Origin of the sequence: Methylocaldum sp. 14B (genome assembly GCF_002005105.1) — a bacterium.
Classification (GTDB): Bacteria; Pseudomonadota; Gammaproteobacteria; order Methylococcales; family Methylococcaceae; genus Methylocaldum.
Window position 1 is genome coordinate 86,077 of record NZ_MSCV01000008.1, and the last position, 25,148, is coordinate 111,224.

A 25,148-nucleotide genomic window follows, 5' to 3' on the forward strand; every position below is an offset into this window, starting at 1 on the left:
AATCGCAAACGGCCGTCCTGGGAGCGCCAGGACGCCCCTTCCCACAAAGTCCTTTGCCGAGCCGATAAGTCGGCAAGGGATTGCCGACCTACGTTCTTCCCGCCCGACACGAAGCCGTACACCGGGATGAAAAACGCTCTAGATCTCGCTAGTCTGCGCTTCGTCCGCTTTCGCGAGCTTGCTGTGGCGTACCGAGTAGACGAAATAGACGATCAGCCCGATACCGAGCCAGATTATGAACCGGTACCAGGTGGTTGTCGGAAGAAAAACCATCAGTGCTCCGCACGAGAGGACGCCGAGTATCGGGAGCACGGGGTTGGCCGGCGCCTTGAAAGGACGGTGCATGCCGGGGTCGGTGATGCGGAGAATCATGACGCCGAGGCAGACGAGTACGAATGCGAACAGCGTACCGATGTTAACCAGTTCGGCAAGCTCGCTCAGCGGCACGAAACCCGCTACGGATGCGATCAGAAAGCCGCACAGGATGATGACTCTCACCGGCGTTTGGGTTTTCCGGTTGACGGTCGAAAACCACGGAGACAGGAGACCGTCGCGGGCCATCGCGAAAATGATCCGGGTGAGCGCGTAATAGAGCACAAGCATGACCGTGGTCAGCCCGGCAATGACGCCAGTCGCCACCAGTGCGGATGCCCAGTTCAAACCCAACAGCTGGAGCGCGTGGGCCACGGGAGAGGACACGTTGAGTTCCGTGTAGGGAACGACCGCGGTCAGCAGGCCGGCGACCAGGATATAGACCAAAGTACAGAAAGCCAGCGCCGTCACGATGCCGACCGGCACGTCCTTTTTCGGGTTGCGCGCTTCTTCGGTGGCGGTCGAGACGGCATCGAATCCGACATAGGCGAAGAAAACGATGGACGCTCCCGCGAAAATGCCGATCGGTTTGCCCTCGGCCGTGTGGTCGAACCAGCCGAAAGGCATGAAGGGCTGCCAGTTGGCCGGATCGACGTTGAACAGCGCGACCGAGACGAATATGCCTATGGTCAGCAACTTGATGAAAACCATCAGCGAATTGAGCCGGGCGCTTTCCTTGACCCCGATGATCAGCAGGATCATGAGAATCAGCACGATGCCGGCCGCCGGAAGATTGATGATGCCGCCCAGCTCCGGCGCATGGGTCAGGTAATCGGGCAGCGGCAAACCGATGGCGGTCAAGGCGTTGTTGAAATAGCCGGACCAGCCGTTGGCCACGGCGGCTACCGAGAGCCCGTACTCCAGGATCAGGTCCCAGCCGATGATCCAGGCTGTCAGCTCGCCGAACGCTGCATAGCTGTATCCGTAGGCGCTGCCGCATCCGCCGACGCTCGAGGCCAGCTCGGCATAGGCCAGCGCGGCGAAGGTGCAGGCGAGACCGGCGATCACGAAGGAAATGATTACCGCGGGCCCCGCCTGAGTCGCGGCGGCAATGCCGGTCAGTACGAAGATTCCGGTACCGATGATGGCGCCGATGCCGAGGAGAGTCAGATCCATCGCTCCAAGGCAGCGTCTCAGTCCACTGTCCTGGAAGTCGTCCGTGGTAGTTCTTTTGGTGCGGAAAATCTGCATCATCGAATTCTCGCGGGCTGGTTTTATTAAAGGAATTATGCCTGATAAATTCGACCGATGACGATTTCTGCCGTCCAGCGAGCGGGAGATCTCGATTGGAGCGGAGGGCCGCCCCGCACGCGGTTGTCGTGGCCAAACCTGTCGTTGATCGACAATCCCTTGCCGACAAATGCGTCCGTTCGCCGGGAACGGCCAAGCATTCTCGCCCCGCCCTCCCCAAACTCCTTATTCGGCCAAACAGGAGGGCGAATTGGGGAGGACGTAGCGAGAGGGGACAAAGCGGGTTTGGAATGGGGAGCGCTTCATCTCGGCTTGCTTGGACTGCGCTCCTTTGGTTTTCAGTCGAAAGGCGATGGCCGATCGGGACTTGAACGATGACGCGGCAAGCCGTGTTCCGCAGCCATCTCTCGGAGCCTCGCTTTAGTGGATTTCACCGCGCCAGGCGCCGGTTTCGTGTCCCCGTGACTCGAGAAAATCCCTGAAGTTCTCCAGGTCCTCTTCCACGTTGGAAGACACCATTCCGAGCATATCGCCGACCTTCTCCATCGTGGTCTCGGGCTGATATTCGATATCCACGCTGACACGGGTGCGGTCGCCGCCCACCGGCTCGAAACTCACGATCCCGTGGTTCTCCGGTCCGGCCGTGGTACGCCATGCGATGCGCTGATCCGGTACCTGCTCGACGATTTCGGTGTCCCATTCCTTGTGTTTTCCGCCGATCTCGGCATGCCAATGCACATGGCTATCGTCGATCTGGCGCACCTCCACGATGTTCTCCATGAAACTGGGAAAATCCTCGAACTGGGTCCACTGGTTATACGCAACTCTTACCGGCACGTTGACCTCTATGGATTTGTGCACGCTTGCCATTTCACACTCCTTCGGATCTGGTCTATTCGGTTTGTCCGGAATGCACCGGTCGAACGATGCATGGGTTCAATAAGTCGTTACCGATGGTGCCCAAAACGCCGCAATCGCCGCCGTTCGATCACTCATCAGCTCAAAAATTAGACACCGGGCGATTGGCACGGTTCGAAAGGAATCCAGAAGCCAAGGGCGGCGTATGCCCGGATCACATCCGTGTGTTTTGGATACCGGCATCCAGAACAAAGATCTGCAATTCGGTCCGACGCCATCCTTGGCCTCTTCGGCCAGTTTTCCACAGAACGCCGAATCTTCGGGAAAACCGCTTCGGTCATCGCGTATCAGTCTTATCAGGCCGAGTTCGTAAGCTTTTTCTGACTTGACGCGGGTAACAAGAACAATTCAGCATTCCGGCGCTTAACAGGATGGCGAAAAACTCTGACTGGTGCGCCGGGCGTCAACGGCGTGACCATATGAATGCCCGTCCGGCTTACCTGAAACAGTCCGTAGGGCGGGTTAGGCGATAGCCGTAACCCGCCTTGCCGCGGAATCGGCGGCTATCGCCTAACCCGCCCTACGAGCTGACCATTCACGATTGGGCTGTGTGGCATAAGCGGTGAACAATGGATTACGAACTTAGACCTGCTACTTCTGATGACTACGCATACTGTTACCGTCTCACCAAGAGGAACATGCATGATTTATTCTATAAACACTGGGGAGGCTGGGTTTCAACCGAGTTCCGTAACGGATTCGTCGTTGAGAACATAACCATGGTGATCATTGCCGGTAAACGAGCTGGTTACCTCAGCGTAATCAAAGAACCCACATCGATTTACATCGACAACATCCAGTTATCCCCTGCCCGGCAGGGCCAAGGTATTGGCACAAAGCTCTTGAACCGTCTACTTGCTACTTATTCAAAGGTCAGCATTCGTCTTACGACCTTTGAAGACAATCCGGCCAAAAGGCTGTATGAGCGAATGGGGTTTGTCGTCGTAGAAAGAAATGGCATGACAGTTAAGATGGAAAAACAGCCTAACGAGGCGGTGCACCGGAGCTGCTAACGCGGCCCGATTACCGGTGACGTTAGCAAAACGGCCCACGCTTTGGTTATTCGCTTTGATTTTTTTACGCAAAATGACGAAGTTCACTTAGCTGAACCAAGCCGAAGTTAAAACAACAAAAGCTTGACCCAGTCACCAAGCGCCGATTGTTCGGCACATGAGGCCACGTACCATATGTCCATCGCAAAGCTCAGATACTCAGATCTCCTTGATGCCTTCGAATTCGTGAGTTCCGGCGCGCCCTTTGACAGCAGGGCCTTCATCGATCGGGACACCGGAACGATTCACTATTTGTCACCCGAGTTCGACTTCGAAGAAGAAGTTCCCGACGATCTCGAAACATCAGACAGGTACGTCGAAGTTCCTCGCAAGCACGATCTGGACTTGGGGCATAACCTGGTATTGTCATTCGTAGAGCAAGAACTCCCCGGCGAATACGAAACCGTTTCCGAGTTTTTTCGAAAGAAAGGCGCTTACGGTCGCTTCAAAGATTTCTTGAATAGCCGAAACCAGCTTGAACGCTGGTACGAATACGAATCCCGCGAGACTGAAAAGGCGTTGCGCCTTTGGTGCGACGAAAACGCCGTTGAGCTCACCGATGATTCATCTGTGGCCTAACCTCTCGGTCAACCGGGCCGTCTGCTGGTTGCGCTTGCAGGTTCCCGCCGCCTTATCGGCTGCTGCCCGGTCCGGGATTCCAATTCCGCGCGGTGCAGCCGGCGACAAAGAAAGTATTTTCTTGCGTTCTACGGGGCGACGATCAGTCGCGCCGCACCAGCTTGAAAAAACGGCTTATCTCTCCGCTCTGGGTCCTTTCCTGATAAAGAAAAGCCAGCTTTTGCTCTTCGAACTTGTCGAAGAACGCCTCCCAGGAGATCCGCTCCAGCGTTTCACCGCCTTCGGTGAACCGGATGCGCAGGATGCCTGCCTCGTCGCCTTTGCCGGCGGTACCTTTAACGGTGGCGGGCCAGCCTCCCCGTTCTTCCACCCAGCGGCGAATCTCCTCGTGATTCGTCGTTTTTTTCGATTCGTGCGACATGACGACACCTCCTGGCATTGATCATTCGGTAATGAAGCCTTGCGGCGAGAACATTTTTTAGTTCGGTGTAGGGTGTGACGGTTTCGTATGCCGCCCGTTCCTGCACCCTAGTAAAAAACGTTCTAACCGTAGCTATGAATGATGCGGGGTCTAGGGAATCCCCCGCGTGCCCGGCGCACATGGTTTTCCAACTCTATGGCCCGATGAATCGAGGTATGGGCCGAAAGCACCTTGGCACGCGCCCGCTCGCCGATGCGGGTCCGTTCGGCATCCGAGGTCTCCTGGAGATGACGCAGAACGTCCTCGGCGCGTTCGGCCACCAGAATTTCTTCACCGATCTTGAAGAAGCTGTTGAGACCTTGCCAACGATCCGAGATGACCGGCGTCCCGCAGGCGGCGGCTTCGAACAGGCGCACGCTGGGCGAGTATCCGGCGCGTACCATCTCGTGGCGGGTGACGTTCAGCGTGAAACGCTGCGAGGTATAGAAGCGCCGGTGAGCGGCGGGCGGCAAGTGTTCGATGCGGTGAACGTTCGGAGGCCAGGCTATCGTTTCCGGGTATTGCGCTCCGACGATCGCAAATCGCCCCTGTGCCCACTGACGCGCGGGTTTCAGCAGCAATTCCTCGACCGCCGGCTGCCGGTCTTCGCTGTAAGTGCCCATGTAGCCGAGGTCGTACTCGATGGGGCCGAAGTCTGAAGAATGTAGATCCGGGTCTACCGAGCAGTAGAGCGGTTCCACCCGTTGAGCGCGGTACGAGCGTTTGAGCCAGGACAGGAGCGGACCGCCGGTGAAGGATAGATAAAGCTCGTAGCGGGGGATTAGATCCGGGTGCAGATATTCACAATCGCCGTGCACCAGTTTAGCCAGCGTGATCGGCGTATCGATGTCGTAGAAAGCGGTAAGGCCGCGCGCCGTGGCGATCACCCATTGTCCGACCTCGACGCCGTCCGGAACGTACGAGCCGACGATGACCAGATCGGCTTGCGCCACCTCGTCGGTGAACCGATCTTTCAGTTCGTCAAGATCGGCATAAAGGCGGGTCGTGCCGTAAGGCGGGTTGGGCAGGTCGCGGTTTTTCGCATACCAGGGCTGGTCGCGTTCCAGAAACAGTACGCTATGGCCGCGCGCGCTCAAGCCGTGTACCAGCGCCCGATAAGTCGTGGCGTGGCCATTGCCCCAGGATGACGTAATCGAGAGTCCCAGTATGACGATGTTCAATGGCTCGGACATGATCAAGCTCCTGTGTGTGGGTTTAAGGAGGGGTTGAACCGATCGGGAAGAGAGTTCTCCTCAGCATTGGATCGAGGCGCGGGCGTATTGCTCGAAACGCCGTCATCCGCCAGTCCGGTCAGAATACGGTGGACCAGCGCCGCCCGGTGCGCATAGGTATGCTCCGCGATCACCCGCCGCATGGCGGCGGCGCCGATCGCCCGAGCACGTTCTTCGGACGTCGTTTCAAGATGCCGGACGACATCGTCCCCGGTCCGGGCAACCAGAATTTCCCGGCCGGGTTCCAGAAATTGCTCGATGCCCTCCCAGGCGTCGGTGACGATGCAGGCGCCGGCACCCGCCGCCTCGAATACTCGGGTGGCGGGGGAGTAGCCGAAGCGCGCCATGCTGCTGCGGTTGATGTTGAGGACCATGCGCGAGCTGCAATTGAACGCGTTGTGATCCTGGGCGTATACATGGCCGAGATAGCGGAGATTGGGGAGTTCCGGTATGTTGCATTCCCACCCGTTTCCGCCGAGCAGGAAATCGGCTTTCGGGAGTTTCGCCGCGGGACTGAAGAAGAATTCGTGCACCCGCGTTTCCCGGTCCGGGAGGCGGTTTCCGAGAAATCCCAAAGTGGCGGCAAACCGGGGATCCGGTGTCACGGGATAATGAATGGCCGGGTCCAGCGCGTTATAGACCGGCACGCAATCGCGTGCGGCCAGTGCCCGGTAAGCCTCTACGACAGGCGGTCCGCCGCCGTAGGTCAGGATCAGGTCGTAATGGGGAATCAGGGTACGGAACGGATCGTTGGGATTCTGGTGAACCCGCTCCAAGGTGGCCGGGGCATCGACGTCCCAATAGATGACCATTCGGTTTGGCGCCCGAAGGCCCGGAATTTCGCGTTCCAGCCAGTCGTCGAACACGCCGACGCCGCTTGCCTTGACCAGGATATCCGCCTGCCGGGCGGCTTCCAGCGCTTTCGAAACGCCCTGTTCCGTGGCTGGATAAACCACGACGTTGGCCCAGGTCGGATTGGCCATATCGCGATGCTGCTGCCGCTCGAAGGCATCCGGCTCGTAGAAGGTAGTGCGGTACCCCAGCACGCTCAAGGCGCGAATCAGTCCGCGGTAGTACGTGGCCGCGCCGTTCCAGTAGGACGAGACCAGACTGGAGCCGAAGAATGCGACTTGCAGCCGGTGTTTCATGAAGACGTCTCCTATGTGACAGCGGGCTCTTTCCTCGATTTGTGTTCCGCGGAGCGGGACAGGCGCAGTTCGCGGCAGATGTCCAACAGCTCGTCGATTCGGTGCGCGCAGGTGTGGCGTCTGAGTATGGTGGCGCGTCCCTGCGCGGCCAGACTCTGCGCGAATTTGCGGTCGTGCAGAACCGCTGCGACGGCTTCCTCCATTTCGTGACGGGTGCGGGCGACCAGGAAATCCCGGCCGGGCGTAAACAAGCCCTCGACATCGTCCCAGGGCGCGCTGACCAGCGGAATGCCGCAGGCCAGCGCTTCGAAGGGGCGTATCGTGGGTATGCCCGGCAGCGCCCTGCGATAAGGCCGCCGCGGAATGTGAACCGTCACCTTGAAACGGGCGAACATTCGGGGAACCTCATAATTCGGCAGCCATCCGCCGTATTCGATTCCGGCGTCGGACAAGACGTCGAGCGCCCGTGCCGGGTAGCGCACGCCGTAAATGCGCGTCCTCAGCTTGAGCGTCTTGACCGGATCGATGAGAAATTCCTTGAGCTCGCGGGTGCGCTCGTCGTCGCCCCAGTTGCCTATCCAGATCAAATCTCCTTCCTCGGGCTCGCGCGGCATCGGACGGAATACGCGGGTATCGGCGGCCTCGTGCCAGGTCCAGGCCCGCGAGGCCCAGCCCCGGTCCAAATAGATGTCGCGCAGTACCTTGCCGAAGGCCAGCACCCCGTCGTAGTGTTCCAGATCGTATCGGGCGATCGATTCGGGATCGGTCACCGCCCGATGATGGGTGTCGTGGAACAGCAAGACGTAGTGCCCCGATCGGGCGCGATGGCGTCCGATCTTTTTGACCAAAGCGGGATCGTTCCACTCATGCACGATGACCACGTCGGCATCCGCCAGAACGGCGCCGATGTCGATATCGTCGACGTTATAAAAGCGGCTGAGCAGCTGTGGATAGGCCTCGAAAAAGCCCATCAGCGAGCCGGGAAGCCGCTCGGCGCGGAGGTTCTGAAGACTCCAGCCGTCGGTCGGTTCGTAAACCTCGACGCGGTGGCCGCGCTGCAGCAGTTCGGTGGCGATGCCCCGCAGGAAATGGGCATTGCCGTGGTTCCAGTCGGAGATCAGAGAGTGATAGAAGAGGACAAATTTCATTCTAAGATTCCATTGTTTTAGTTAGACGTGGCGATCGGGTCGCACCGGCGCTCCCGGCGATGCCGTTTGCGAGTGAAAAGAGACGTTCGTCGTCTTGCCGGCCCGGCGTTTGGTCGTCCGTCGGTCGGCGATCAAATCGTGATAAGCATTCCAGTACGCGGCGGCCATCCGTTCCGGCGTGAACCAGGCCGCTCTGATCCGGGCCTTGGCCGCCCAGTCGTGCCGCAGGTCCGGCCGGTCGATCAGTTCCTGAAGCGTCGAGCGGAGTTGCTCGGTATCGTTCGGCGATACGAACAAGGCAGCGTCCTGCCAGATTTCGCGAAGGCTGGGGATGTCGCCGAGCACCAGGGCGCATCCCGCCGAGGCCGCTTCCAGCGCCGATAAACCGAATGGTTCGTAGCGGGCGGGCAGGGCGTAGATAGCGGCATGGGCGAACCAGTTCGCGAGTTGCTCGGGAGAAAGCCGCCCGAGGCAATGGGTGTCCGCGAAGTCGGACGTTCCGCCGTCGGGATGTCGGGCTTCGCCGGCGATGTAGACGGGCCATGACAGGCGCGGGGCGATTCGGGCGAGAGCGGCGATATTCTTGGCCGGGTCCCATAATCGGCCGGCCGAGAGGATAAAGGGCTTTTTGTTGCTCTCGGGCTGGCCGGCGCGCCCATTGGAGATCACGCGGGCTGTCGGCAAAGGACCGTACAGCCTGCGCAATTCGGCGAGCATGGCCGCGGTCGGTGCGACCAGGCAGTCCGCCGCCCGCAGCCCGGTTCGAACGACGTCCCGATAGCGGTCCAGGCGCTTCGGCGCCGGCTCGCCATATACCGCTTGCCACCACGACAGCACGCAGGAGTGGCCGACCATCAGGACCGGAGCCGGCCAGGCCAGATGGCCGTGGGGGTAATCGTTCAAATGAATCAGCGACGGATTGGCGTCCTTCGCCAGCTTCAGCAGCCACCGGCCGGCTGCTTCGAGATCCTCCCAGGGATCGTCCATCCAGACCAGTTTGTAGCGGCTCTCGGCCACCCGGACATGGTGAAGGGCCGCGGCTTCGCGCCGCTGTTCGGCGGACAGGGGGGCGCCCATCGTGGCCAGCACGATGTCCGCCCCGAAAGCTTCCAATCCGCGGGCCAGCTCCAGCGCGTACCGCCAGACGCCTCCGATCGTGTCGGCCGTCATGAGGATTTTCATCGTCCGTAGATCCTGTCGAGTACGGTTGCGATTTCGACGAACTGCCGGGCTTCCGGGGCGAAGCGCCCTTCTTGGCCGAGCCTCCGTGTCCAATCGATGAGCGCCCTCCCGCCCCAGGGGTCGGGAGGGCTGGCGACGGCTTCGCGCCGGGTTCCGTGGAAGCGTTCGACGATGAAGTCGTAGAAGGAGCCGTCGACATTGCGGAGCGCGGCCCCGCCCCCGGTGCCGTGGAAAGAGAAATCGATCGCCGCATCGCGGCCGGCCGAAAGCCGCCAGGAACAGGCGATGCGAGCGACGGCGCCGCCTCGGAATCCGATCTCCGCGACGGCATAGTCTTCGATCTCGGCAGCCGGTTTTGCCAGGAGCCTCCCGCGGGCGTACAGGCGGCTGACGACCTCGGTGACGTCCGGAAAATCCAGCATCCACAGCGCCAGATCCACGAGGTGGACGCCCAGATCCATGACGCAGCCGCCGCCCGCCAGGGCGAGGTCGTAGAACCACGGCTTGTCCGGGCCATAGGCGTTGTGGAAGGTCAGGTCCACGGCATAGATTTCGCCCAGATCGCCCCGGCGGATGGCGTCGCGAATTTCCGCCATGCCGCGTACGTAGCGGTAGCTCAAATCCACGCCCAACAGCCTGTCCGCACGGCGCGCCGCATCGACGATGCTTCGCGTTTCCTGCCGGGTCCTGGCCAGCGGTTTTTGGCAGAACACCGCAAGGCCTCTTTCGAGAGCGGCCATCGCTTGCCGGGCGTGAGCGGCGCTGGGCGTGGCAATGACTATCCCGTCCACAGAGTTCTCGAAGAGGCTCTCCGGACGTTCGCTCAGGGCGGCTCCGGGCGCGAGGTGCGACGCTTCCTTCAGGGCTTCCGGGGACGGATCGGCGAGGGCGACGATCTCGGCGCAACCCTCTTCCGCCAGGGCGGCCATCCGGTTGCGGCCGATCCAGCCGACGCCGAGAAAGCCCAGCCGCGGACGGTTCGGCCGAACTTCCGTAGTCGCGTTTTGTACCGGAGTCGCGCTCATAGCAGCACCACCGCTTTCAGAAAGCCATCCGGGCGCGACCGCATCAGCTCGAAAGCCTGGGGCAGCTCCTTGAGGGCGAATCGGTGGGTGTAAAGCGGCGACGGATCGATGCGTCCGGTGGCCACAGCCGCGATCGCGGCGTGCAGACCGTCGGCGTATCGCTGCGGGTCGCGTTCGTGGGCGTTGATGACGTCCAGGCCGCGCCAGTTCCACAATTGCATGTTCACCTGGCGCGGCCCGTCCTGATGGTAGCCGGCGATCACCAAGCGACCCCGTACTCGGGTCAATTCGGTGGCCAGATCCAGGGTGTACTGTTCTCCCCCGACCTCGATCACGCAGTCGCAGCCGACATCCCCGGTCAGTTCTTTGACGCGGTCGACGGCAGCCTGAAAATCACCGATCGACAGGGTTTCGTCGGCGCCTTGGCGGCGTGCGACATCGAGTGCGTAGGGACGGCGGGACAGTGCGATCACGCGGGCTCCGGCCTTGGCCGACAGGCCGACGAGCAGGGCGCCCAGAAACCCGATGCCGACGATGGCGACCGTTTCTCCGGACTTGATGCCGCTGCGGTGAAACACGTTCATCGCGCAAGCCAGGGGTTCGCCTGGGAAGATCTGGTCGTCGAGCACGGCGGGAAGAGGAATGGCGGCGCTGGCTTCGACCAGATCGTATCCGGCGTAGGCGTGATAGGACAAAACCGCTACCCGAGTGCCCACCGCCGGACGCTCGACGTCCGCGCCCACTGCCTCGACGCGGCCCCAGCCTTCGTGTCCGGGGGCGCCGGGCGGGAAGGGGTAGTCGAACCAGGGGCGTCCTTCCCAGACCGGGAGATTCGAACCGCAGACGCCGCAGCCTTCCAGCTTGACGCGCACCTGCCCAGGACCCGGTGGGGGCACCGAGACGGGCATTACTCGAAGGTCCTTCGGTCCTCTGAAAACCGCCGCCAAGCAGCGAATCTGGGCGACGGTTGCCTGTAAGGGAGCTTGTTCCGTTGCCGGTCTCACGCGTTGATGTCCTCCTTGTGCTCAGCCATCCGTGCTGAGATTGTCCCGTTCCGGAAGCGGGCATCGGCCGGCAAGAGATCAGATGTTCATGCTGCTGACCGCTTCGCTATCGTTCCCTGTTTAAGCACTCTCGGATTCCACGCATCGGTCGGATTCCAAGGGGTGTCCAGTGCTAACTGTCGTGTTATTAACCCGGCCTATAAATATAGGCCGGGTTGATCCGGGGCAGGGATGCCCCGGCGCGGCGACAAGCCGCGTGAGCCCAGGCCGGGCGTGTACCGGGCCTGGGCGGCGGCCCGAAATACCAGGAGGGTATTTACGGGCCTGATTAATAAGTAAAGCTTTGAAAAAAGCCATCTCCCTCTGACCAAAGGTATCTACACAAGTCCGCAAAACCGTCATTCCGGCAGGGAAGGGTTGCGACTAAAGCAACCGTTTGCGATTGGATGCCGGAATCCAGAACACATGGATGTGAGAGGCCGTTGCCGTCCTTAGCCTCTGGACCCCGGCAATCCATGCCGGGGTGACGATTTGTACAGATACCTCTACTCTCCGGGAGAGGGTTGGGCGAGGACCCTTTAAGTCAGTCAATTACGCAAGTTTTTTACTCCGAACAGAGATTTACTGCGCGTAAATAAAGTTGCGTAAAGTTAAGCCCTATTCAACTCACCCGCACCCTAGCCCAATCACTCCGCACGTTCCCTATGCGGAGCCGCAAGCGGAGCTCGCGCGTGCAAATCGGCCTCGCCACGCTACGCTGTCCCGCTTCGCTCGCGAGTCCGGGGCAGCCCATCCCAGGCCTGCCCGCTCGTCGCGTTGCGCCTCGCCCTGCCGATTTTTCCCAGAGGGAGAGGGAGTGTTTGTGGCTTTACTTTCCCGGCCATTCGTAATCAAAGCTTCCTTTTAGTCCCTTCGACCGCACTGCCGCTGTCTTGCCGGGGTTGTACCGCGTCTTTTGGTCCGAGTACATTAGTAACCATTCGTATGTCGCCGCCACCCCGTCGTGCACGGCGGTTTCCGGTCGCCAGCCGATGGCGCGGTCCAGCTTTCGGATGTCGGAGACGTAGTACTTCTGATCGCCGGTGCGCCACGGCGCGAATGCCAGCTCAGGCCGGCGGCCGTGCAGTTCCTCGATGAGGTCCACCAGTTCGATCAGGCTGGTCGTCCTGGCCGGTCCGCCGCCGACATTGAAGGCCTGTCCGCGCAGCCGGCCGATGTTGTCTCCGGCGAGCCGCAAGGCTCTTACCAAGTCTTCGACGAACAGCACATCCCGGACCTGAAGGCCATCGCCGTAGATGGTAATCGGCCGATCCTGCAAGGCTCGAATCAGAAAGTGAGCCACCCAGCCCTGGTCCTCGGTGCCGTACTGGTGCGGCCCGTAGATGCAGCTCATGCGGAACACGGCCGTAGGCAGCCCGTAGCTGCGCGCATAGTCGAGGACGTATTGGTCGGCTCCGCCTTTCGAGCATCCATAGGGGCTGTGAAAATCCAGGGGCCGGTCTTCGCCGACACCGTTTCGGGCGGTTTCCTCGTCGTGCGGCATATAGCGATCGCCCTGGCGGCGTACGCCGAGATCGCCGAGATCGCCGTACACCTTGTTGGTCGAGGTGTAAACCAGCGGCGGCGGATTCGAGGCCGAGCGCAAGCCTTCGAGTATGTTGAGCGTGCCGCGGAGGTTTACCTCGAAATCGGCGGCCGGATTTTCGATGCTGGTGGTGACCGCCACCTGCGCGGCGAAGTGGAATACCTGCCGGGCCCGGTGCACGGCGTTCCGGACCGCGTGAAAATCCCGGATATCGGCGATGTCGACCTGGACCCGGTTACCATGGGTAGAGCGGAGCCAGTCGAGATTGCGCTCGACGCCCGGCCGGCCCAGATTGTCGAAGATCAGCACCGGAATGCCGTCGTCGAGCAGGCGATCCGCGAGATTGGTCCCGACGAACCCCGCTCCGCCGGTGATCAGCACCGGCCTCAGGTCGTTTCCGGTAAAACCTTGCTTCGGATTCAACGGTTGGTGCTTGTCGTTCATAGCCGCAGTCCCCGCTGCGAAAGTTCCTCGTTCGCCGCCTCGAACCGGTCGAAAGCGGGCTGGGTTTGCAGCCATTCCGCCAGTTCCGCCATGCCTTCCTCCAGCTCGATGCGGGGCCTATAGCCGAGGATGTTTTGGGCCTCGCCGATATCGGCGAAGCAGTGGCGGATATCGCCGACCCGATATTGCTCGGTGATTACCGGCCGAATCTCTTCCCTGCCGAGCAACCGACCCATCTGCTCGGCAATCTCGCGCACCGTATAGCTGCGGCCGCTGCCGACATTGAGTGCCCGACCGGCGGCCTCGTCGCGCTCGAGCGCGAGCACACAGGCCTGCACTACGTCCCGGATATTCACGAAATCGCGTCTTTGTTCGCCGTCCTCGAAGATCGACGGGCTGTTGCCGTTGAGATAACGCGAGGCGAAGATGGCGAGCACGCCGGTGTAAGGGTTGGACAAGGCCTGCCGGGTCCCGTAAACGTTGAAGAAGCGGAGCGCGACGGCCGGAATGTTGTAGGCTTGGCCGACCAGCAGGCATAAACGCTCCTGGTCGTATTTCGACAAGGCGTAGACCGACGCGGGCGAGGTCGTCTTCGATTCCGGCGTGGGCAGGGGTTGCAGCGGATCGCCGTTGTTGTCGGTCAGTTCCCACTGGCCGTGCTGAAGCTGCGTCAGCGGCCGTTCCGGGGGGGTGCAGGTCTGACCACTGGTGGTCCGGTAAAGTCCTTCGCCGTAAACGCTCATACTGGACGCCACGGCCAGCTTTTTCACCGGTTGTTCGATCAGAGATTGCAGCAGCACGGCGGTGCCGCGGTTATTGATGTCGGTGTATCGCTCGATCTGATACATGCTTTGGCCCACACCGACCGCGGCGGCAAAGTGGAACACGGCATCCACGTTCCGTAGCGCCTCTCGGACTGCGCCGGCATCGCACACGTCGCCGTGCATGAATTCGACCGCGGGATTGAGGTATTGCGGCGGCTGTCGGTTATCGCCGTGGACTTGCTCGCTGAGAGTGTCGAGCACCCGGACCCGGTAGCCTTGGTCGATCAACCCATCGGCAAGGTGCGAGCCGATGAACCCTGCTCCTCCGGTAATCAAGATCCTTTCCATGGTCACTCCTGTCGATCCATCGTTTCGGTGATGCTCCGGTGTCGTCGAGACGTGTTGTCGGCAAAGGATTGCCGTCCTGCGACTCCATCGATCTCTATAGGTCGGGAATCCTTTCCCGACGCAGCCCGTCGGCCAGCGGCTCGTCGGCAAAGGATTGCCGACCTACGAATCCGTATCGCCGGCCGGGGGCCGGAACGGAATCAGCTTCCGGTCATGGCTTTCGAGGACGTATGTCCCTTCGCCGTCAAGGTGCTCTCGAAATAGTCTATGGTGCGTTTTAAGCCGTCGACGAGAGACGTGGATGGCGTCCAGCCGAGTTTTTCGCGGGCGTGGCTGATGTCCGGGCAGCGCCGGATGGGATCGTCCACCGGCAGCGGCCGAAAGGTGATTTTCGAACGCGAGCCGGTCAGATCGATGATAGTGTCGGCCAGTTCGAGCATGGTGATTTCGGCCGGGTTGCCCAGATTGAGAGGGCCCGGCACATCGTCGGACGTCGCCATGAAGCGCTGCATCGCCTCGATCAAGTCGTCGACATAGCAGAAGGAACGCGTCTGGTTGCCGTCGCCATAGATGGTCAGCGGACGGTTCCGGAGCGCTTGCCCGATCAGGTTCGGAACCACGCGGCCGTCGTTGAGCCGCATATAGGGTCCGTAGGTATTGAAGATGCGGCCGACTTTGACGCGCACCGTGTGCTGCCGGTAATAGTTGAGAAACAAGGTTTCGGCGCAGCGTTTGCCCTCGTCGTAACAGGCCCGCGGCCCCACGGGGTTGACCGAGCCGCGATAAGCTTCATGTTGAGGATGGGTTTCCGGATCGCCGTAAACTTCGCTGGTCGACGCCTGGAATATCTTGGCTTTCGAGTAACGGGCCATTTCCAGGAGATTGAACGAGCCCTGCACGCAGGTCTTCAAGGTGTGGACCGGATCGGCCTGATAGTGGACCGGCGAGGCTGAGCAGGCGAGGTTATAGATTTCGTCTACGTTTTCGACGTGCAGCGGCAGGGTAATGTCCTGATTGATGATTTCCAAAGCACCCAGGTCCTTGAGTCCGAGGAGAATCTCCTCGCCTCCGGTTCGAAAGTTGTCGATGCAGGTGACCGCATGACCTTGCATAAGCAACCAGCGGCAGAGATTCGTTCCCAGAAACCCGGCTCCGCCGGTCACGACAACGTGTTTCCTTCCACTCTCTGTCATATCCATGATCTCCGCTTTTAGAGTGCATCCTTGACGTTCTTGGACGAATGACCTGCCGACTTCGGGATCAGCGGACCGTTTTGCGGATTTGCCTTATGCGTCGTTGTCCATTCCGGTAGCACACGGCTGTGCTCGATACTGTTCGGCAGCGGATAAACCCACCGCAGCAGTTGCTTAATTGGGCAGCAAAAGGCGTCGCATTCCTTGCGGTCTGTTTATGGTTTGACTGGGTAACTGAAAGCTTGCGGATGACCCTTCCCTGCTGAAAGCTTAAAACTATCCATGTCCCAGGCGTATTACCGGCTACTGATATTTTGGTCCGTGCTGTTTGTCAAAAGTTCAATGACATCTAAGTTGATGCTCGACTTCGGTAGCGGCAGTGTCTATCGGTCGTGCGTTTCGTCACCGGGATATCTATCGCCATGATCTATCGACGGTCTTCGCCGAAATGCCGGATAAACAAGCGACGCTCGGAGTCGAATATTTACATTTGAGGTTGATGTTCTCGGTTTGAGTCCGGGCGAACACGGGCCGATATCAGGCAAAGGAGCAAGCGTATGACGGGCGAGTTGCAAGAACCGAAACCGCCGTTTCCGGAACAACATCTGGAGCGGCCGGAGCTGGAATCCGAGCTGGAGCCCCGGCCGAGATATTCGGCGCCGCTCTACAAAGGAGCGGGCAAGCTCAAGGACAAGGTCGCGCTGGTGACGGGGGGAGATTCGGGAATAGGCCGGTCCGTCGCCGTGCTGTTCGCTCGGGAGGGAGCGGATGTCGCCATCGTTTATCACGAGGCGCATTCGGACGCCGAGGAAACCAAGCAGGCGGTCGAAGCGGAAGGGCGTAAGGCTCTCGTCATTTGCGGCGACATCAAGAACTCGTTGTTTTGCCGACAGGCGGTGGAAAGAACCGTTCAGTCGTTCGGCAAACTGAACATTCTGGTGAATAACGCAGCCTATCAGAAACACTGCGACAGCCTCGCCGAGATTTCCGAGGAGCAGTGGGATCTGACGTTCAAGACCAACATCTACGGTTATTTCCATATGACCAAGGCGGCGCTGCCTCACCTCAAGGGCGGCGATGCCATCATCAACACCGGATCGATCACCGGTCTGGAAGGCAATGCCGGGCTTCTGGATTACTCGGCGACCAAAGGCGCGATCATCGCCTTCACCAAGTCGCTGGCGCAGAATCTGGCGGAATCGCGGATCCGGGTGAATTGCGTCGCTCCGGGGCCGGTTTGGACGCCTCTGAATCCCGCCGATCAGCCGGCCGAAAAAGTTGCCAAATTCGGCATGCAGACCAAGTTTCAGCGACCGGCCCAGCCCGAGGAAATATCGCCGGCTTACGTGTATTTCGCGTCCGAGGCGGATTCGAGTTACGTGACGGGCGAAGTGCTGACCTTATTGGGAGGGAATGTTCGCGCCGGTTGAGTTAATGCGGTCTTCACGCCGGTCTCGCGCCATGCACTGGAAAACGTCCCGCCTATTCAAAAGGCAGGCCGAACCGAGTGGTCGTCGGTCGGCCATCGTTTGCCGAGCAATCCGTGATGTCGGGAAAGGATTCCCGACCTACCCGGAGTGATTGCCTGAGTTCGTAGGTCGGCAATCCTTTGCCGACTGCAATGTCGGGAACGGGGCGACTCGAGGTCCGTTTGCTATCGATCCGGCGATACCGACCTTGAATCCAACGGCATCGCCCTCCGTGCTTCGACGGGTCGCTTTAGGGCGCGGCGGAAATCGCCCTGACCAAGTCCCCTACCTTGGAGGTGTCTATGCTCGTGGCCAAGTCGCCTTGGCTCACGACGCCGACCAGCTTGTGCTCCTCGATGACCGGCAAGCGCCTGACTTTATGGTCGATCATCTTGCGCAGCGCATCGTCGATGGAGTCACTGGCATGGACCATGACGGGAGTGCCCTGAGCGACTTCGCCCGCGGTAGTCGTTGAAGGATCCCGATCTGCGGCCAGAACCTTCACCACGATGTCGCGGTCCGTCAGCATGCCCTTGAGGCGCTTGTCGTCGCCGCAAATAGGGAGTGAGCCGATGTCGAGCAGTTCCATTCGCTTCGCGGCTTCGATGATGGTTTCGTGCTCGCCGATGCACTCGGCGCCCTTGGTCATAACATCTCGTACCTGTTTGTTCATACCGTTTTCCTGCGCTCCAGTGATTGACCGGACGTGAGTCGCCGCTGCGAATGCAGGCCTCATCGTCTCGGATGTTGCCTCGAATCGTCCGTGTTGTCCCTTCCTTTGTCCCCATAGGCTTTGCCGATGGTGTCGGCCACGTATGCACGACGTTCGCCCAAAGGCTCGGGTTCGCCTATGGTGGTGTCCTCCTTGGTTTGATGCTCCATTTCGGCGTTGAGCTCGGCGCCCAGGAGCACCACGTAAGCCGTGAGGTAAAACCAAGTGAGCAGAATGACGATGGCGCCGACCGAACCGTAGGTTTCGTTGTAGTTTCCGAAATTGGACACATAAAAAGAAAACAGCCCCGAACCGATCAGCCACAACACTACCGCCAGCACGGCACCGGGGCTGATCCATTGCCAGCGGGGCGCATTGCGGCAAGGGCCGTAATGGTAGACGACGGCCAAACCGAAGATGAAAGCCAGCGCCAGAAGCGGCCAACGCAGGAGAGAAAACAGGAATGACAGAAATCCGCGGAGGCCGGTAAAGCTCAGAAAAGCAGGCAAGCCGGCAATGAGGCCTATGGCGACCAGGGCGAAGAGGATTCCGCCGAAGGTGAAGGCTAGAGCCAGGCCGTTCAATTTCAAGAAGCTCCTTTTCTCCTGCTCGTTGTAGACGATGTTCAGCGCGGTGATCAGGGAGGTGATGCCCTTTGTAGCGCTCCAGATCGCCACCGCTAAACCGATGAGGACACTTAAGCTCAGCGCTGTGTTGGCATGACTGGCGATGTCGTTCAACTGCCGGCTCAGCAGCGCATGGGCCTCCGCAGGGACGATGTTCGCCAGCGCTTCGATCTCTTTCTGAACGTCGGCGGGATCGGCGACCAGACCGTACAGGCCGATCATTGCCGCCAAGGCGGGGAAGATCGCCAGCAGGGCATAGAACGCTACGCCGGCCGCGACGATCGAAATATTGTCGTGGACGACCTCGTTCTTGACACGGTAGGCAATGTCCCGCCAGCCTGCGAGCGGGATATCCCAAGGACGCACTGCCGAGCGGCCTCGGTCGTTGTAAGCGGAAGCGTCAGTCGATGTGGGCATTGGGAAGACCTCCCTGACTGATTCGGGAAAAGCGATTTCCGGCGCGGAGACGGCATCGACTGTGCAATCTCGACGCCGTCGTTCATGGCGCGCTCCGTCGTCGCTTTTTATGCGAATTCGCCATGACGCGTCGAGCGCGCCATGGCGTTTTTCCAACGGTTAACCGGCTTGAGGACCGTCGCTTACGGCGTGTTCGGAGACTCGTAGCCGGGTCCTCGGCTCATGGAGCCGGACATCCGGCGATCGGGCATGCCGTGCCGCCGCTCTCCGGCAGGCGGTACTCGCGTGACGTTTCCGATCGTCTCGGCCAAGAATCCCTTGCGGCGGTCGCTTACGCCTCCGCGGCGCTCGCCCATCGGTGGCACGCCTTTCATGGATTCGGCGGCGGCTGCCTCACCTCCCGTGGCTCGTGTAACTCCGCCCATACCTTCGGTGGTCGTACCGCCGGCCGTGGTGCCTCCCACCGTAGTTCCACCGGTGCCGATGCCGGTTTCGCCGCTTTCCATGCCATGAAGTATTTCGCCCGAACTCGAGCCAGCCGTAATCGGGCTGCTCTCGGCTTCGGTCGGACCCTCGTGCATCGGGCCGGCGGTAGCCGGTTCGCGTTCGGCTTCGACGGCGCCCTCATGCATGATTTCCCGGCCGGTTTCGCGAGCTTGACGCGCCAATCGGTCTCTCGTCTCTCCCATCATTTCGTCTTCCATGCGTGTGCGGGGCACGGCGGCACCGAGCGCCGCTCCGATGGCGATCCCCAACACGCCCAGGACCAAGGGTTGTTCCTGAACGATGTGCTGATACTGGTCTTGGGCCGCATGGCCGAGTCGTACCGCCTGATCCTGCGCTCTGTGAGAGACTTCTCCGGCTTTTTCGCGGACGCTGCTCATGGTGTCGCCGACGGAGTGCCGAACATGGCTCGCCTTTTCGCCGAGCGTTTCCCGGACATGGCCGACGGTCTCCGATACTCTGCCTTTGGCGTGTCCAAGCTTTTCGCTCATGGCGCCTTCGCCCTTGGTTCCGCCCATGCCGTGGGAAACGGACCGTTCTATCTCGCCATGGCTGCTATGCAGACTTTCCATGCCGTGAGAAGGCTTCATGAGCCCAGAAACGGATCGGCCGCCTTTGCCTTTGGTTCGGCCCGACAGCGCCAGCCAAGCGAGCCCGGCGCCGAGCAGAGTCATCGGAATCGGATTTTCCTTGACGACAGTCCCGGCACTGGTGCCGAACCGTCGCAAATTTTCGTTTATCTGCTTCTCGTCCAGATAGTTCAAGGCTTGATCCAGGAGCTGTCCGGGCGAAAATCGCTCTTGAATCGTGTCCAGAGTCTCCGCCATCTGGCTTCGTGTCCGTTCGATATCGGTTTCGATTTGTTCGGGACTTCTGGTCTCGTCATATGTAGCCATAACATTCTCCACTATGCTTGCTAGAGAGCACCCGTCCCAGTCGTAGCCTGGGGGGACGCTCTTTAGAACTATGCTGATAGGATGTCCTCAAAACAGTCGGACTACCCATTAATCGCCATCGAAATACGGTCACATCAGTGTCAATCGCTCTTCGATCCAGGCCCGGTGCCTCCGTTCGTCCGCCAGATTGCGCTCCAGCAGCGGACGGGCTTGAGGCAAGATATCGGTCCGCTGGAGTGCCTGGCTGTACGCCTGGTTGGTGTCGTCCTCATTGGATTTCATGGCCTGGAGAATGCCTTTATCGCCGGCAATGTTGCCGATGATGACCTTGCCTTGCGTCAAAACGGCTTTGAAGTCGGCCTCGGTAGGCGGCATTTGGCCAAGATCGCGTACGATGCGACTCAGTTCCTGGATATGGCGCTGGTGATCGCTCATGAATTCACCGAGCCGATCACCGACGGCACCATCGTCGATCCTTTTAATGGCGGCTTCGTATGCGGCGACGGCATCGAAGTCGAGCTCGATCAAATTGCAGAGCGTTTCGATGAAGGATTCCTCATTTCCGATTAGGGTAGGCATATGGTTCCTCGCTCGTCCGAGCGGTTCTCTTTTCTTAACGATGACGAGTTACTTGATATGCTCACGCAAAACTTCCGAATCTCTGCGGAGTGACTCGCCGGACTTCTTTGGCATCAAGTTTTTCGCCTTGAGATTGCTGCGGCCTTTTTGCAGCAATACCAAGCCGATGATGAGAACGATCGATCCGACGATCAGCGGCGACAGCCACGGGTTGTCGACAGCGACGGCTCCCATGATGTCGTTGAGGGCGGCGACCGCTGCGAGCAAGAGAGTCAAAAACCCTGCAAACACGATCGCACCGCCCACCGTCAGCGAGCCGACCCCGGCACCTGCTTCCGACACTTTCTCGGAAAGCTCCGCCTTCATCAATTGTCCCTCTTGACGGACGAGAGTCGACAACTCCCGCGTAAAGTCCGTTAGGAGTCCGGCAAGCGAAGAATCCTTCTTGCCTGTAACTTCATCTGGTTGCATGACAGCACTCCTCTCATAAATGGTTGTGCCGGCGCCTTTGACGCCGGATGTTTCGCGTGTCGGATATGTAGCCCTTTTGGAATCGGAAACCTCAGTGGGTATATCGGGTTTCGGTTCCCACGCGCTCCGTGGAGCCATGCGCCGGCTCGGTTTCTCTCCGTTCTGCCGAGCTCTTGAGAAATCGTGAAAGCATGAAACCCACGAGTACGCTTCCACCGAAGAAGACCCCCGGATTTCGGCGGGCGAAGTCCTCCGTCTTTCTCATCATGGTGCGAAGATCTCCTTCGCGAATGGTATCGACCATTCTGTCGAGAGCTCCCGCCGCACGATCGACATAGCGGGCGGTCGTACCTTGTTCCCGCTCGTTCAACTGTTGAGCGGTTCGATGCAAGGCTTCCGCCATGCCGCCGACTTCCGAGGCCGCGGCGTTGCGCTGACCCCTGAACAATGATTCACCTCTTTGCTTGGCTTCTTCCTTCAGCCGTTGCATTTCGTGCTTGATTTCGCCGGCTACTTCCTTGGCTTCGGTCTTAATATCCGACGAACGCATTTCCGCGCTGCCTGTGGTACCCATTCCAGTACCGGACTGAGTCGAGGAGGCAGGTTTGGTGCTATCTAAATCAGTATCTACGTTAGCCATGACATCACCTCGCCTTCTGATGGTTGATAATTGACAAATTATTCTTCGAGATACCAGGAAAAAACAGTCGTATTAATTCGTATTCTTAGTTAAAAATCATGGTTTTCCGATAAACTAGAACTGCTGGTATATTCCTTTTGGCAAATCGATCTAAATACCTTGACGATCTGTGAGAAGGTAAATAAGACCAGGTTATGAATGTTTTTAAGAAGATGGTCTAAAGCGGCTGGCGAATACGTACTTGAAGGGTGATATGGAATAGTATAAGAACGAATATATTGCCCTTATGAACAACAGGCGGCCTGTTGTTTTGTCTCTTGTCTACAACAAGTTGGGAAAAAGACTAAAAATACAAAGCTAAGTTGCCGATCTCCAATGATGGTTAAACCGAGGCCCGCCTCGATACCGAGTCTTGATATAGGTTTAAGACCATTGATAGGGATTGAATATCCCTGATGTCGAGGTAACGGTGGCTCGTACGTGCGGACATCTATTTCCGAATGAGACCCCGCCTCCGGGAGAGGTTCAGGCTATTTATCGGGATTCGGTAGAACGTTGCCGGCTTCGGCAGTTCGTGGCGTCGAGCGTCTGGAGGAGTTCAGGTAAAGCGCCGCGCCAAGACCGGCGAGCAGGGCCAAGGTGCCCGCAGTCCAGGCCGTCTTTCGATAGCGTTGTTGATGGGGTTCCAGCCAGCCGCCGCGCACGGTGTCGAATTCGGGCATGGGTTCGAAAAGGTTTCCGGGCGAATCCGGTCCGGGCCGGTCTTGAAAGTGACGTCGCTCCACCTTTCTTGCCACCATCCGTTCCGCCAGCGGCGGCGCAAGATTCCACATGGCGATCATCCGCCCCGCGTTGCCCACCGTGACCTCCCTCTTCGGATGGCGAATCGTCTCCAAGATCGCCTCCGCTACGTCTTCGGGCGCATAAACCGGCGGCATCGCCTGAACCGCTTTTCCGGAGTAGTTGGCGGCATGTTGGAACAACGGGGTATCGATGGTTGCAGGCAGAATGGTGCACACGTGAATGTCGGGCGTATCGCGAAGCTCCATGCGCAAGCTTTCCGAGAATCCGGTGATGGCGAACTTGCTGGCGACATACGCGCTGGCATACGGCGCCGCCACTTTCCCCACTACCGACGCCACGTTGACCAATACACCGTATCCTTGCTTGTGGAAATAGGGCAGAACCGCCCGTGCACCGTGAACATAACCGAAGAAGTTGGTTTCGATGACGCGTCTAAATGCATCCGCAGGCGCGTCCTCGAACCGGGACAGCATGGTAACGGCGGCATCGTTGACCCACACGTCGATTCGCCCGTAAGTCTCGATGGCACGGCGCGCCAATTGCCTGACTTGCTCTTCGTCGGTGACGTCGGTCCTTACCGCCAACGCGCGTCCGCCGATTTGCTCGCATTCCCGCACCACTTCGTGCAATACGTCCGCTTGGCGGGCCGCCAGCACGACCGTTCCATGCTGTTCGGCGACCTTCATCGCCGTCGCTCTGCCGATGCCGCTGGACGCTCCGGTAATGACGATCACGGAGTCGGCAATATTCAATCGCATGGAAACGTCCTCTCATTCCAGCCGGGCACCGACTCGAAGATCGGTATAGTTCGCCGAAACAAACGAGGCGCGGTGGACAGAGCGCCGCAGCGAGATTCCCTCTCTATCGGCTCTCTGCGGCCGCGCCGCAACAGGATCAGGTGGTCCCGATGAGCCTGTTCAGAACGTTGAGGTGTTGCTGTTGTCTCGGCAACAGCGTGGTTTGAATCAAGTTTCGGACATCGGCCGGAATATCCGCATCCAGCAGGGCTTCCTGGTAATCCTGAATACCGTTTTCCTCTCCTTGGCGGAGGGCGGTGAGAGCCGCCTTATCACCCAATAATTTGGCGCCGCCCATGACCATTTTGGACCAGGTTCCCCAGGCTCCGGAGTCCTCCGTGGGTTTGCCTCCGGACTGAATGATCCGCTCCCTGAGCTTGTTGGCGGAGTCTCGATGATCTTCGCAAATCGAAGAAATCTGCTGCACTTCTCCAACCTGCGGCTCATTGCGCAATTTATCCAGAGCCTGTTGATAGGTTTCGACGGCGGATATTTCGTCTCGCAATAGGGTATTAAGTTTGGATTCGTCCCATGGCATATACGTCTCCTGATGTTTGCTCCGAAGCGAAGTTGTCCGCTGGTTAGGTGACGCTCGCTTCTCCGCTCACTGCGATGTCTTCCGCATTAGCCTGTTCGAAAATCTCTTTGGCTTTGGACCTTTGGTGGCTGTCAGTGGTATGCACGGAAATCAGAATGTTCCCGCTCTTGATCTTGCCCTCGTAACGTTTGGCTTCGTACTCCGGAATTCCCATGCCGACCAGAGCTCCGATGATTCCTCCGGTTGCTCCGCCGATAGCTGCGCCAGTCAGTGCCGCCGCGATAGGTCCGGCAGCGATAAAGGGGCCGACACCAGGTATTGCAATAGTGCCGATTTCTGCAAGCCAACCGAGCACGGCACCCACGCCCATGCCTGCGACTCCTCCGGCGGTAGCTCCCTCCGGCGCCTTGGTGTGCTGCTCGTGGGCGAAATCTTTGGTCGTGGACTTATCGGGAAAAAGGACGGAGATATCGTTGTTTGAAAATCCCGAGGACCTCAAACGATCGATAATCAACTCGGCTTGTTCTCTCGTCTTGGCGACACAAAATACGGCTTTTTCCATGTCAATCTCCTTATGAAAATTGCGTGATTAGAATATATTGACGCAAGAAGATACCGAAATGGCTTGAGTTATATCTTGAATTTATCAGCAAAAGGTAACTACCTTAAAAGCGGCAATGCCCCACTTATTCTATTCAAGTAGTCGACGCGCTAGCTGACGGTGCATCCCTGATTGGTGGCGCTCGGGGAGCGTGGAAAAACGGCGTTACCGTCAGCTAGCCAAGTATTCGATTTACATCTTCATACCTTCTACTTGCCTTTCCGCTTCTTCACGGGCTATCCCGTATCTTTCCTGAATCTTGCCTATCAGTTTTTCTCTTTCGCCATTAATCTCGTCAAGCTCATCGTCGGTCAACCGACCCCATTGAGCTTTAATCGTGCCTTTGACTTGTTTCCAGTTTCCTTTGACTTGATCCCAGTTCATGACATTTCTCCAAATATACGCCATAGACAAAGCATCTGCCCTGACTGGCTCATAACGTTGAGTAC

General features: G+C 59.2%; 25 protein-coding genes. 3 read left to right on the plus strand and 22 right to left on the minus strand.

Going from position 1 to position 25,148, the window contains the following annotated elements:
• Positions 1–138 precede the first annotated feature (138 nt).
• Positions 139–1,566, minus strand: coding sequence for an amino acid permease (locus B2A78_RS07705; RefSeq protein WP_240502442.1), 1,428 nt, complete (start codon positions 1,564–1,566; stop codon positions 139–141).
• A gap of 417 nt (positions 1,567–1,983) precedes the next feature.
• The gene (locus B2A78_RS07710) at positions 1,984–2,433 is read right to left on the minus strand and encodes an SRPBCC family protein (protein ID WP_077729339.1); all 450 of its coding nucleotides are present in this window, start codon (positions 2,431–2,433) and stop codon (positions 1,984–1,986) included.
• Between the two features lie 686 nt (positions 2,434–3,119).
• On the opposite strand from B2A78_RS07710, the gene B2A78_RS07715 reads away from it, so the two are divergent.
• Both B2A78_RS07715 and B2A78_RS07720 read left to right on the plus strand, forming a co-directional pair.
• Positions 3,120–3,494 carry a GNAT family N-acetyltransferase gene (locus B2A78_RS07715; protein ID WP_240502443.1) on the plus strand — a complete coding sequence of 125 codons (375 nt, stop codon included), beginning with the start codon at positions 3,120–3,122 and terminating at the stop codon, positions 3,492–3,494.
• 174 nt (positions 3,495–3,668) lie between these two features.
• Positions 3,669–4,112 (plus strand): hypothetical protein, encoded by a 444-nt coding sequence (locus tag B2A78_RS07720; protein WP_077729341.1) that lies wholly within the window; start codon positions 3,669–3,671, stop codon positions 4,110–4,112.
• Positions 4,113–4,254: 142 nt separating this feature from the next.
• Here the strand turns inward: B2A78_RS07720 and B2A78_RS07725 are convergent, their stop codons facing one another.
• The 10 genes from B2A78_RS07725 to B2A78_RS07770 form a co-directional block, all read right to left on the minus strand.
• On the minus strand, positions 4,255–4,533 hold the full coding sequence (locus B2A78_RS07725) for a hypothetical protein (RefSeq protein ID WP_077729343.1): 279 nt from the start codon (positions 4,531–4,533) through the stop codon (positions 4,255–4,257).
• A 122-nt stretch (positions 4,534–4,655) separates the two neighbouring features.
• Positions 4,656–5,765, minus strand: coding sequence for a glycosyltransferase (locus B2A78_RS07730; protein ID WP_077729344.1), 1,110 nt, complete (start codon positions 5,763–5,765; stop codon positions 4,656–4,658).
• A gap of 2 nt (positions 5,766–5,767) precedes the next feature.
• Positions 5,768–6,952 carry a glycosyltransferase gene (locus B2A78_RS07735; protein WP_077729346.1) on the minus strand — a complete coding sequence of 395 codons (1,185 nt, stop codon included), beginning with the start codon at positions 6,950–6,952 and terminating at the stop codon, positions 5,768–5,770.
• 11 nt (positions 6,953–6,963) lie between these two features.
• Positions 6,964–8,100 carry a glycosyltransferase gene (locus tag B2A78_RS07740; protein ID WP_077729347.1) on the minus strand — a complete coding sequence of 379 codons (1,137 nt, stop codon included), beginning with the start codon at positions 8,098–8,100 and terminating at the stop codon, positions 6,964–6,966.
• A gap of 21 nt (positions 8,101–8,121) precedes the next feature.
• Positions 8,122–9,282 (minus strand): glycosyltransferase family 4 protein, encoded by a 1,161-nt coding sequence (locus tag B2A78_RS07745; protein WP_205780697.1) that lies wholly within the window; start codon positions 9,280–9,282, stop codon positions 8,122–8,124.
• Positions 9,279–10,307, minus strand: a complete 1,029-nt coding sequence (locus B2A78_RS07750) for a Gfo/Idh/MocA family oxidoreductase (RefSeq protein WP_077729348.1) — start codon at positions 10,305–10,307, stop codon at positions 9,279–9,281. The genes B2A78_RS07745 and B2A78_RS07750 overlap by 4 nt, the downstream gene beginning before the upstream one ends.
• Positions 10,304–11,311, minus strand: coding sequence for a zinc-binding dehydrogenase (locus tag B2A78_RS07755; RefSeq protein WP_205780698.1), 1,008 nt, complete (start codon positions 11,309–11,311; stop codon positions 10,304–10,306). The genes B2A78_RS07750 and B2A78_RS07755 overlap by 4 nt, the downstream gene beginning before the upstream one ends.
• An 868-nt stretch (positions 11,312–12,179) precedes the next feature.
• Positions 12,180–13,340, minus strand: a complete 1,161-nt coding sequence (locus B2A78_RS07760) for an NAD-dependent epimerase/dehydratase family protein (protein ID WP_077729351.1) — start codon at positions 13,338–13,340, stop codon at positions 12,180–12,182.
• Positions 13,337–14,452: an NAD-dependent epimerase/dehydratase family protein gene (locus B2A78_RS07765; protein WP_077729353.1), complete on the minus strand. Its 1,116-nt coding sequence runs from the start codon at positions 14,450–14,452 to the stop codon at positions 13,337–13,339. Before B2A78_RS07765 ends, B2A78_RS07760 begins: the two co-directional genes overlap by 4 nt.
• Positions 14,453–14,652: 200 nt before the next feature.
• Entirely contained in the window at positions 14,653–15,645 is a 993-nt protein-coding gene (locus B2A78_RS07770; RefSeq protein WP_077729354.1) for a UDP-glucuronic acid decarboxylase family protein, read from the minus strand.
• A 557-nt stretch (positions 15,646–16,202) separates the two neighbouring features.
• Here B2A78_RS07770 and B2A78_RS07775 point away from each other — a divergent pair.
• Positions 16,203–17,075: an SDR family oxidoreductase gene (locus tag B2A78_RS07775; protein WP_077729355.1), complete on the plus strand. Its 873-nt coding sequence runs from the start codon at positions 16,203–16,205 to the stop codon at positions 17,073–17,075.
• Positions 17,076–17,364: 289 nt separating this feature from the next.
• Here the strand turns inward: B2A78_RS07775 and B2A78_RS07780 are convergent, their stop codons facing one another.
• The 10 genes from B2A78_RS07780 to B2A78_RS07825 form a co-directional block, all read right to left on the minus strand.
• Positions 17,365–17,787, minus strand: a complete 423-nt coding sequence (locus B2A78_RS07780) for a CBS domain-containing protein (protein ID WP_205780699.1) — start codon at positions 17,785–17,787, stop codon at positions 17,365–17,367.
• Between the two features lie 59 nt (positions 17,788–17,846).
• Complete coding sequence (locus B2A78_RS07785) at positions 17,847–18,869, minus strand: YihY/virulence factor BrkB family protein (RefSeq protein ID WP_077729357.1); 1,023 nt, start codon at positions 18,867–18,869, stop codon at positions 17,847–17,849.
• Between the two features lie 182 nt (positions 18,870–19,051).
• Complete coding sequence (locus tag B2A78_RS07790) at positions 19,052–20,269, minus strand: DUF3618 domain-containing protein (RefSeq protein ID WP_077729359.1); 1,218 nt, start codon at positions 20,267–20,269, stop codon at positions 19,052–19,054.
• A 129-nt stretch (positions 20,270–20,398) separates the two neighbouring features.
• Positions 20,399–20,848 (minus strand): ferritin-like domain-containing protein, encoded by a 450-nt coding sequence (locus B2A78_RS07795; protein ID WP_077729361.1) that lies wholly within the window; start codon positions 20,846–20,848, stop codon positions 20,399–20,401.
• 48 nt (positions 20,849–20,896) lie between these two features.
• Positions 20,897–21,457, minus strand: coding sequence for a phage holin family protein (locus B2A78_RS07800; protein WP_346425836.1), 561 nt, complete (start codon positions 21,455–21,457; stop codon positions 20,897–20,899).
• On the minus strand, positions 21,411–21,959 hold the full coding sequence (locus tag B2A78_RS07805; RefSeq protein WP_143735102.1) for a hypothetical protein: 549 nt from the start codon (positions 21,957–21,959) through the stop codon (positions 21,411–21,413). The genes B2A78_RS07800 and B2A78_RS07805 overlap by 47 nt, the downstream gene beginning before the upstream one ends.
• 530 nt (positions 21,960–22,489) lie before the next feature.
• Positions 22,490–23,521, minus strand: coding sequence for an SDR family oxidoreductase (locus B2A78_RS07810; protein WP_077729366.1), 1,032 nt, complete (start codon positions 23,519–23,521; stop codon positions 22,490–22,492).
• A 136-nt stretch (positions 23,522–23,657) separates the two neighbouring features.
• Positions 23,658–24,098 carry a DUF2383 domain-containing protein gene (locus B2A78_RS07815; protein WP_077729367.1) on the minus strand — a complete coding sequence of 147 codons (441 nt, stop codon included), beginning with the start codon at positions 24,096–24,098 and terminating at the stop codon, positions 23,658–23,660.
• Positions 24,099–24,141: 43 nt separating this feature from the next.
• Complete coding sequence (locus B2A78_RS07820; protein ID WP_077729368.1) at positions 24,142–24,660, minus strand: hypothetical protein; 519 nt, start codon at positions 24,658–24,660, stop codon at positions 24,142–24,144.
• Positions 24,661–24,891: 231 nt separating this feature from the next.
• On the minus strand, positions 24,892–25,083 hold the full coding sequence (locus B2A78_RS07825; protein ID WP_077729369.1) for a CsbD family protein: 192 nt from the start codon (positions 25,081–25,083) through the stop codon (positions 24,892–24,894).
• Between the last annotated feature and the right edge of the window lie 65 nt (positions 25,084–25,148).

Excerpts from the sequence above, each read along its gene's own strand:
- B2A78_RS07790 (WP_077729359.1), bottom strand. The coding sequence starts at position 20,269 with ATGGCTACATATGACGAGACCAGAAGTCCCGAACAAATCGAAACCGAT.
- B2A78_RS07820 (WP_077729368.1), bottom strand. The coding sequence starts at position 24,660 with ATGGAAAAAGCCGTATTTTGTGTCGCCAAGACGAGAGAACAAGCCGAG.
- B2A78_RS07750 (WP_077729348.1), bottom strand. The coding sequence starts at position 10,307 with ATGAGCGCGACTCCGGTACAAAACGCGACTACGGAAGTTCGGCCGAAC.
- B2A78_RS07805 (WP_143735102.1), bottom strand. The coding sequence starts at position 21,959 with ATGGCTAACGTAGATACTGATTTAGATAGCACCAAACCTGCCTCCTCG.
- B2A78_RS07795 (WP_077729361.1), bottom strand. The coding sequence starts at position 20,848 with ATGCCTACCCTAATCGGAAATGAGGAATCCTTCATCGAAACGCTCTGC.
- B2A78_RS07810 (WP_077729366.1), bottom strand. The coding sequence starts at position 23,521 with ATGCGATTGAATATTGCCGACTCCGTGATCGTCATTACCGGAGCGTCC.
- B2A78_RS07800 (WP_346425836.1), bottom strand. The coding sequence starts at position 21,457 with ATGGCTCCACGGAGCGCGTGGGAACCGAAACCCGATATACCCACTGAG.
- B2A78_RS07780 (WP_205780699.1), bottom strand. The coding sequence starts at position 17,787 with ATGAACAAACAGGTACGAGATGTTATGACCAAGGGCGCCGAGTGCATC.
- B2A78_RS07775 (WP_077729355.1), top strand. The coding sequence starts at position 16,203 with ATGACGGGCGAGTTGCAAGAACCGAAACCGCCGTTTCCGGAACAACAT.
- B2A78_RS07720 (WP_077729341.1), top strand. The coding sequence starts at position 3,669 with ATGTCCATCGCAAAGCTCAGATACTCAGATCTCCTTGATGCCTTCGAA.
- B2A78_RS07735 (WP_077729346.1), bottom strand. The coding sequence starts at position 6,952 with ATGAAACACCGGCTGCAAGTCGCATTCTTCGGCTCCAGTCTGGTCTCG.
- B2A78_RS07725 (WP_077729343.1), bottom strand. The coding sequence starts at position 4,533 with ATGTCGCACGAATCGAAAAAAACGACGAATCACGAGGAGATTCGCCGC.
- B2A78_RS07745 (WP_205780697.1), bottom strand. The coding sequence starts at position 9,282 with ATGAAAATCCTCATGACGGCCGACACGATCGGAGGCGTCTGGCGGTAC.
- B2A78_RS07705 (WP_240502442.1), bottom strand. The coding sequence starts at position 1,566 with ATGATGCAGATTTTCCGCACCAAAAGAACTACCACGGACGACTTCCAG.
- B2A78_RS07740 (WP_077729347.1), bottom strand. The coding sequence starts at position 8,100 with ATGAAATTTGTCCTCTTCTATCACTCTCTGATCTCCGACTGGAACCAC.
- B2A78_RS07710 (WP_077729339.1), bottom strand. The coding sequence starts at position 2,433 with ATGGCAAGCGTGCACAAATCCATAGAGGTCAACGTGCCGGTAAGAGTT.
- B2A78_RS07760 (WP_077729351.1), bottom strand. The coding sequence starts at position 13,340 with ATGAACGACAAGCACCAACCGTTGAATCCGAAGCAAGGTTTTACCGGA.
- B2A78_RS07770 (WP_077729354.1), bottom strand. The coding sequence starts at position 15,645 with ATGACAGAGAGTGGAAGGAAACACGTTGTCGTGACCGGCGGAGCCGGG.
- B2A78_RS07765 (WP_077729353.1), bottom strand. The coding sequence starts at position 14,452 with ATGGAAAGGATCTTGATTACCGGAGGAGCAGGGTTCATCGGCTCGCAC.
- B2A78_RS07785 (WP_077729357.1), bottom strand. The coding sequence starts at position 18,869 with ATGCCCACATCGACTGACGCTTCCGCTTACAACGACCGAGGCCGCTCG.
- B2A78_RS07730 (WP_077729344.1), bottom strand. The coding sequence starts at position 5,765 with ATGTCCGAGCCATTGAACATCGTCATACTGGGACTCTCGATTACGTCA.
- B2A78_RS07825 (WP_077729369.1), bottom strand. The coding sequence starts at position 25,083 with ATGAACTGGGATCAAGTCAAAGGAAACTGGAAACAAGTCAAAGGCACG.
- B2A78_RS07815 (WP_077729367.1), bottom strand. The coding sequence starts at position 24,098 with ATGCCATGGGACGAATCCAAACTTAATACCCTATTGCGAGACGAAATA.
- B2A78_RS07715 (WP_240502443.1), top strand. The coding sequence starts at position 3,120 with ATGCATGATTTATTCTATAAACACTGGGGAGGCTGGGTTTCAACCGAG.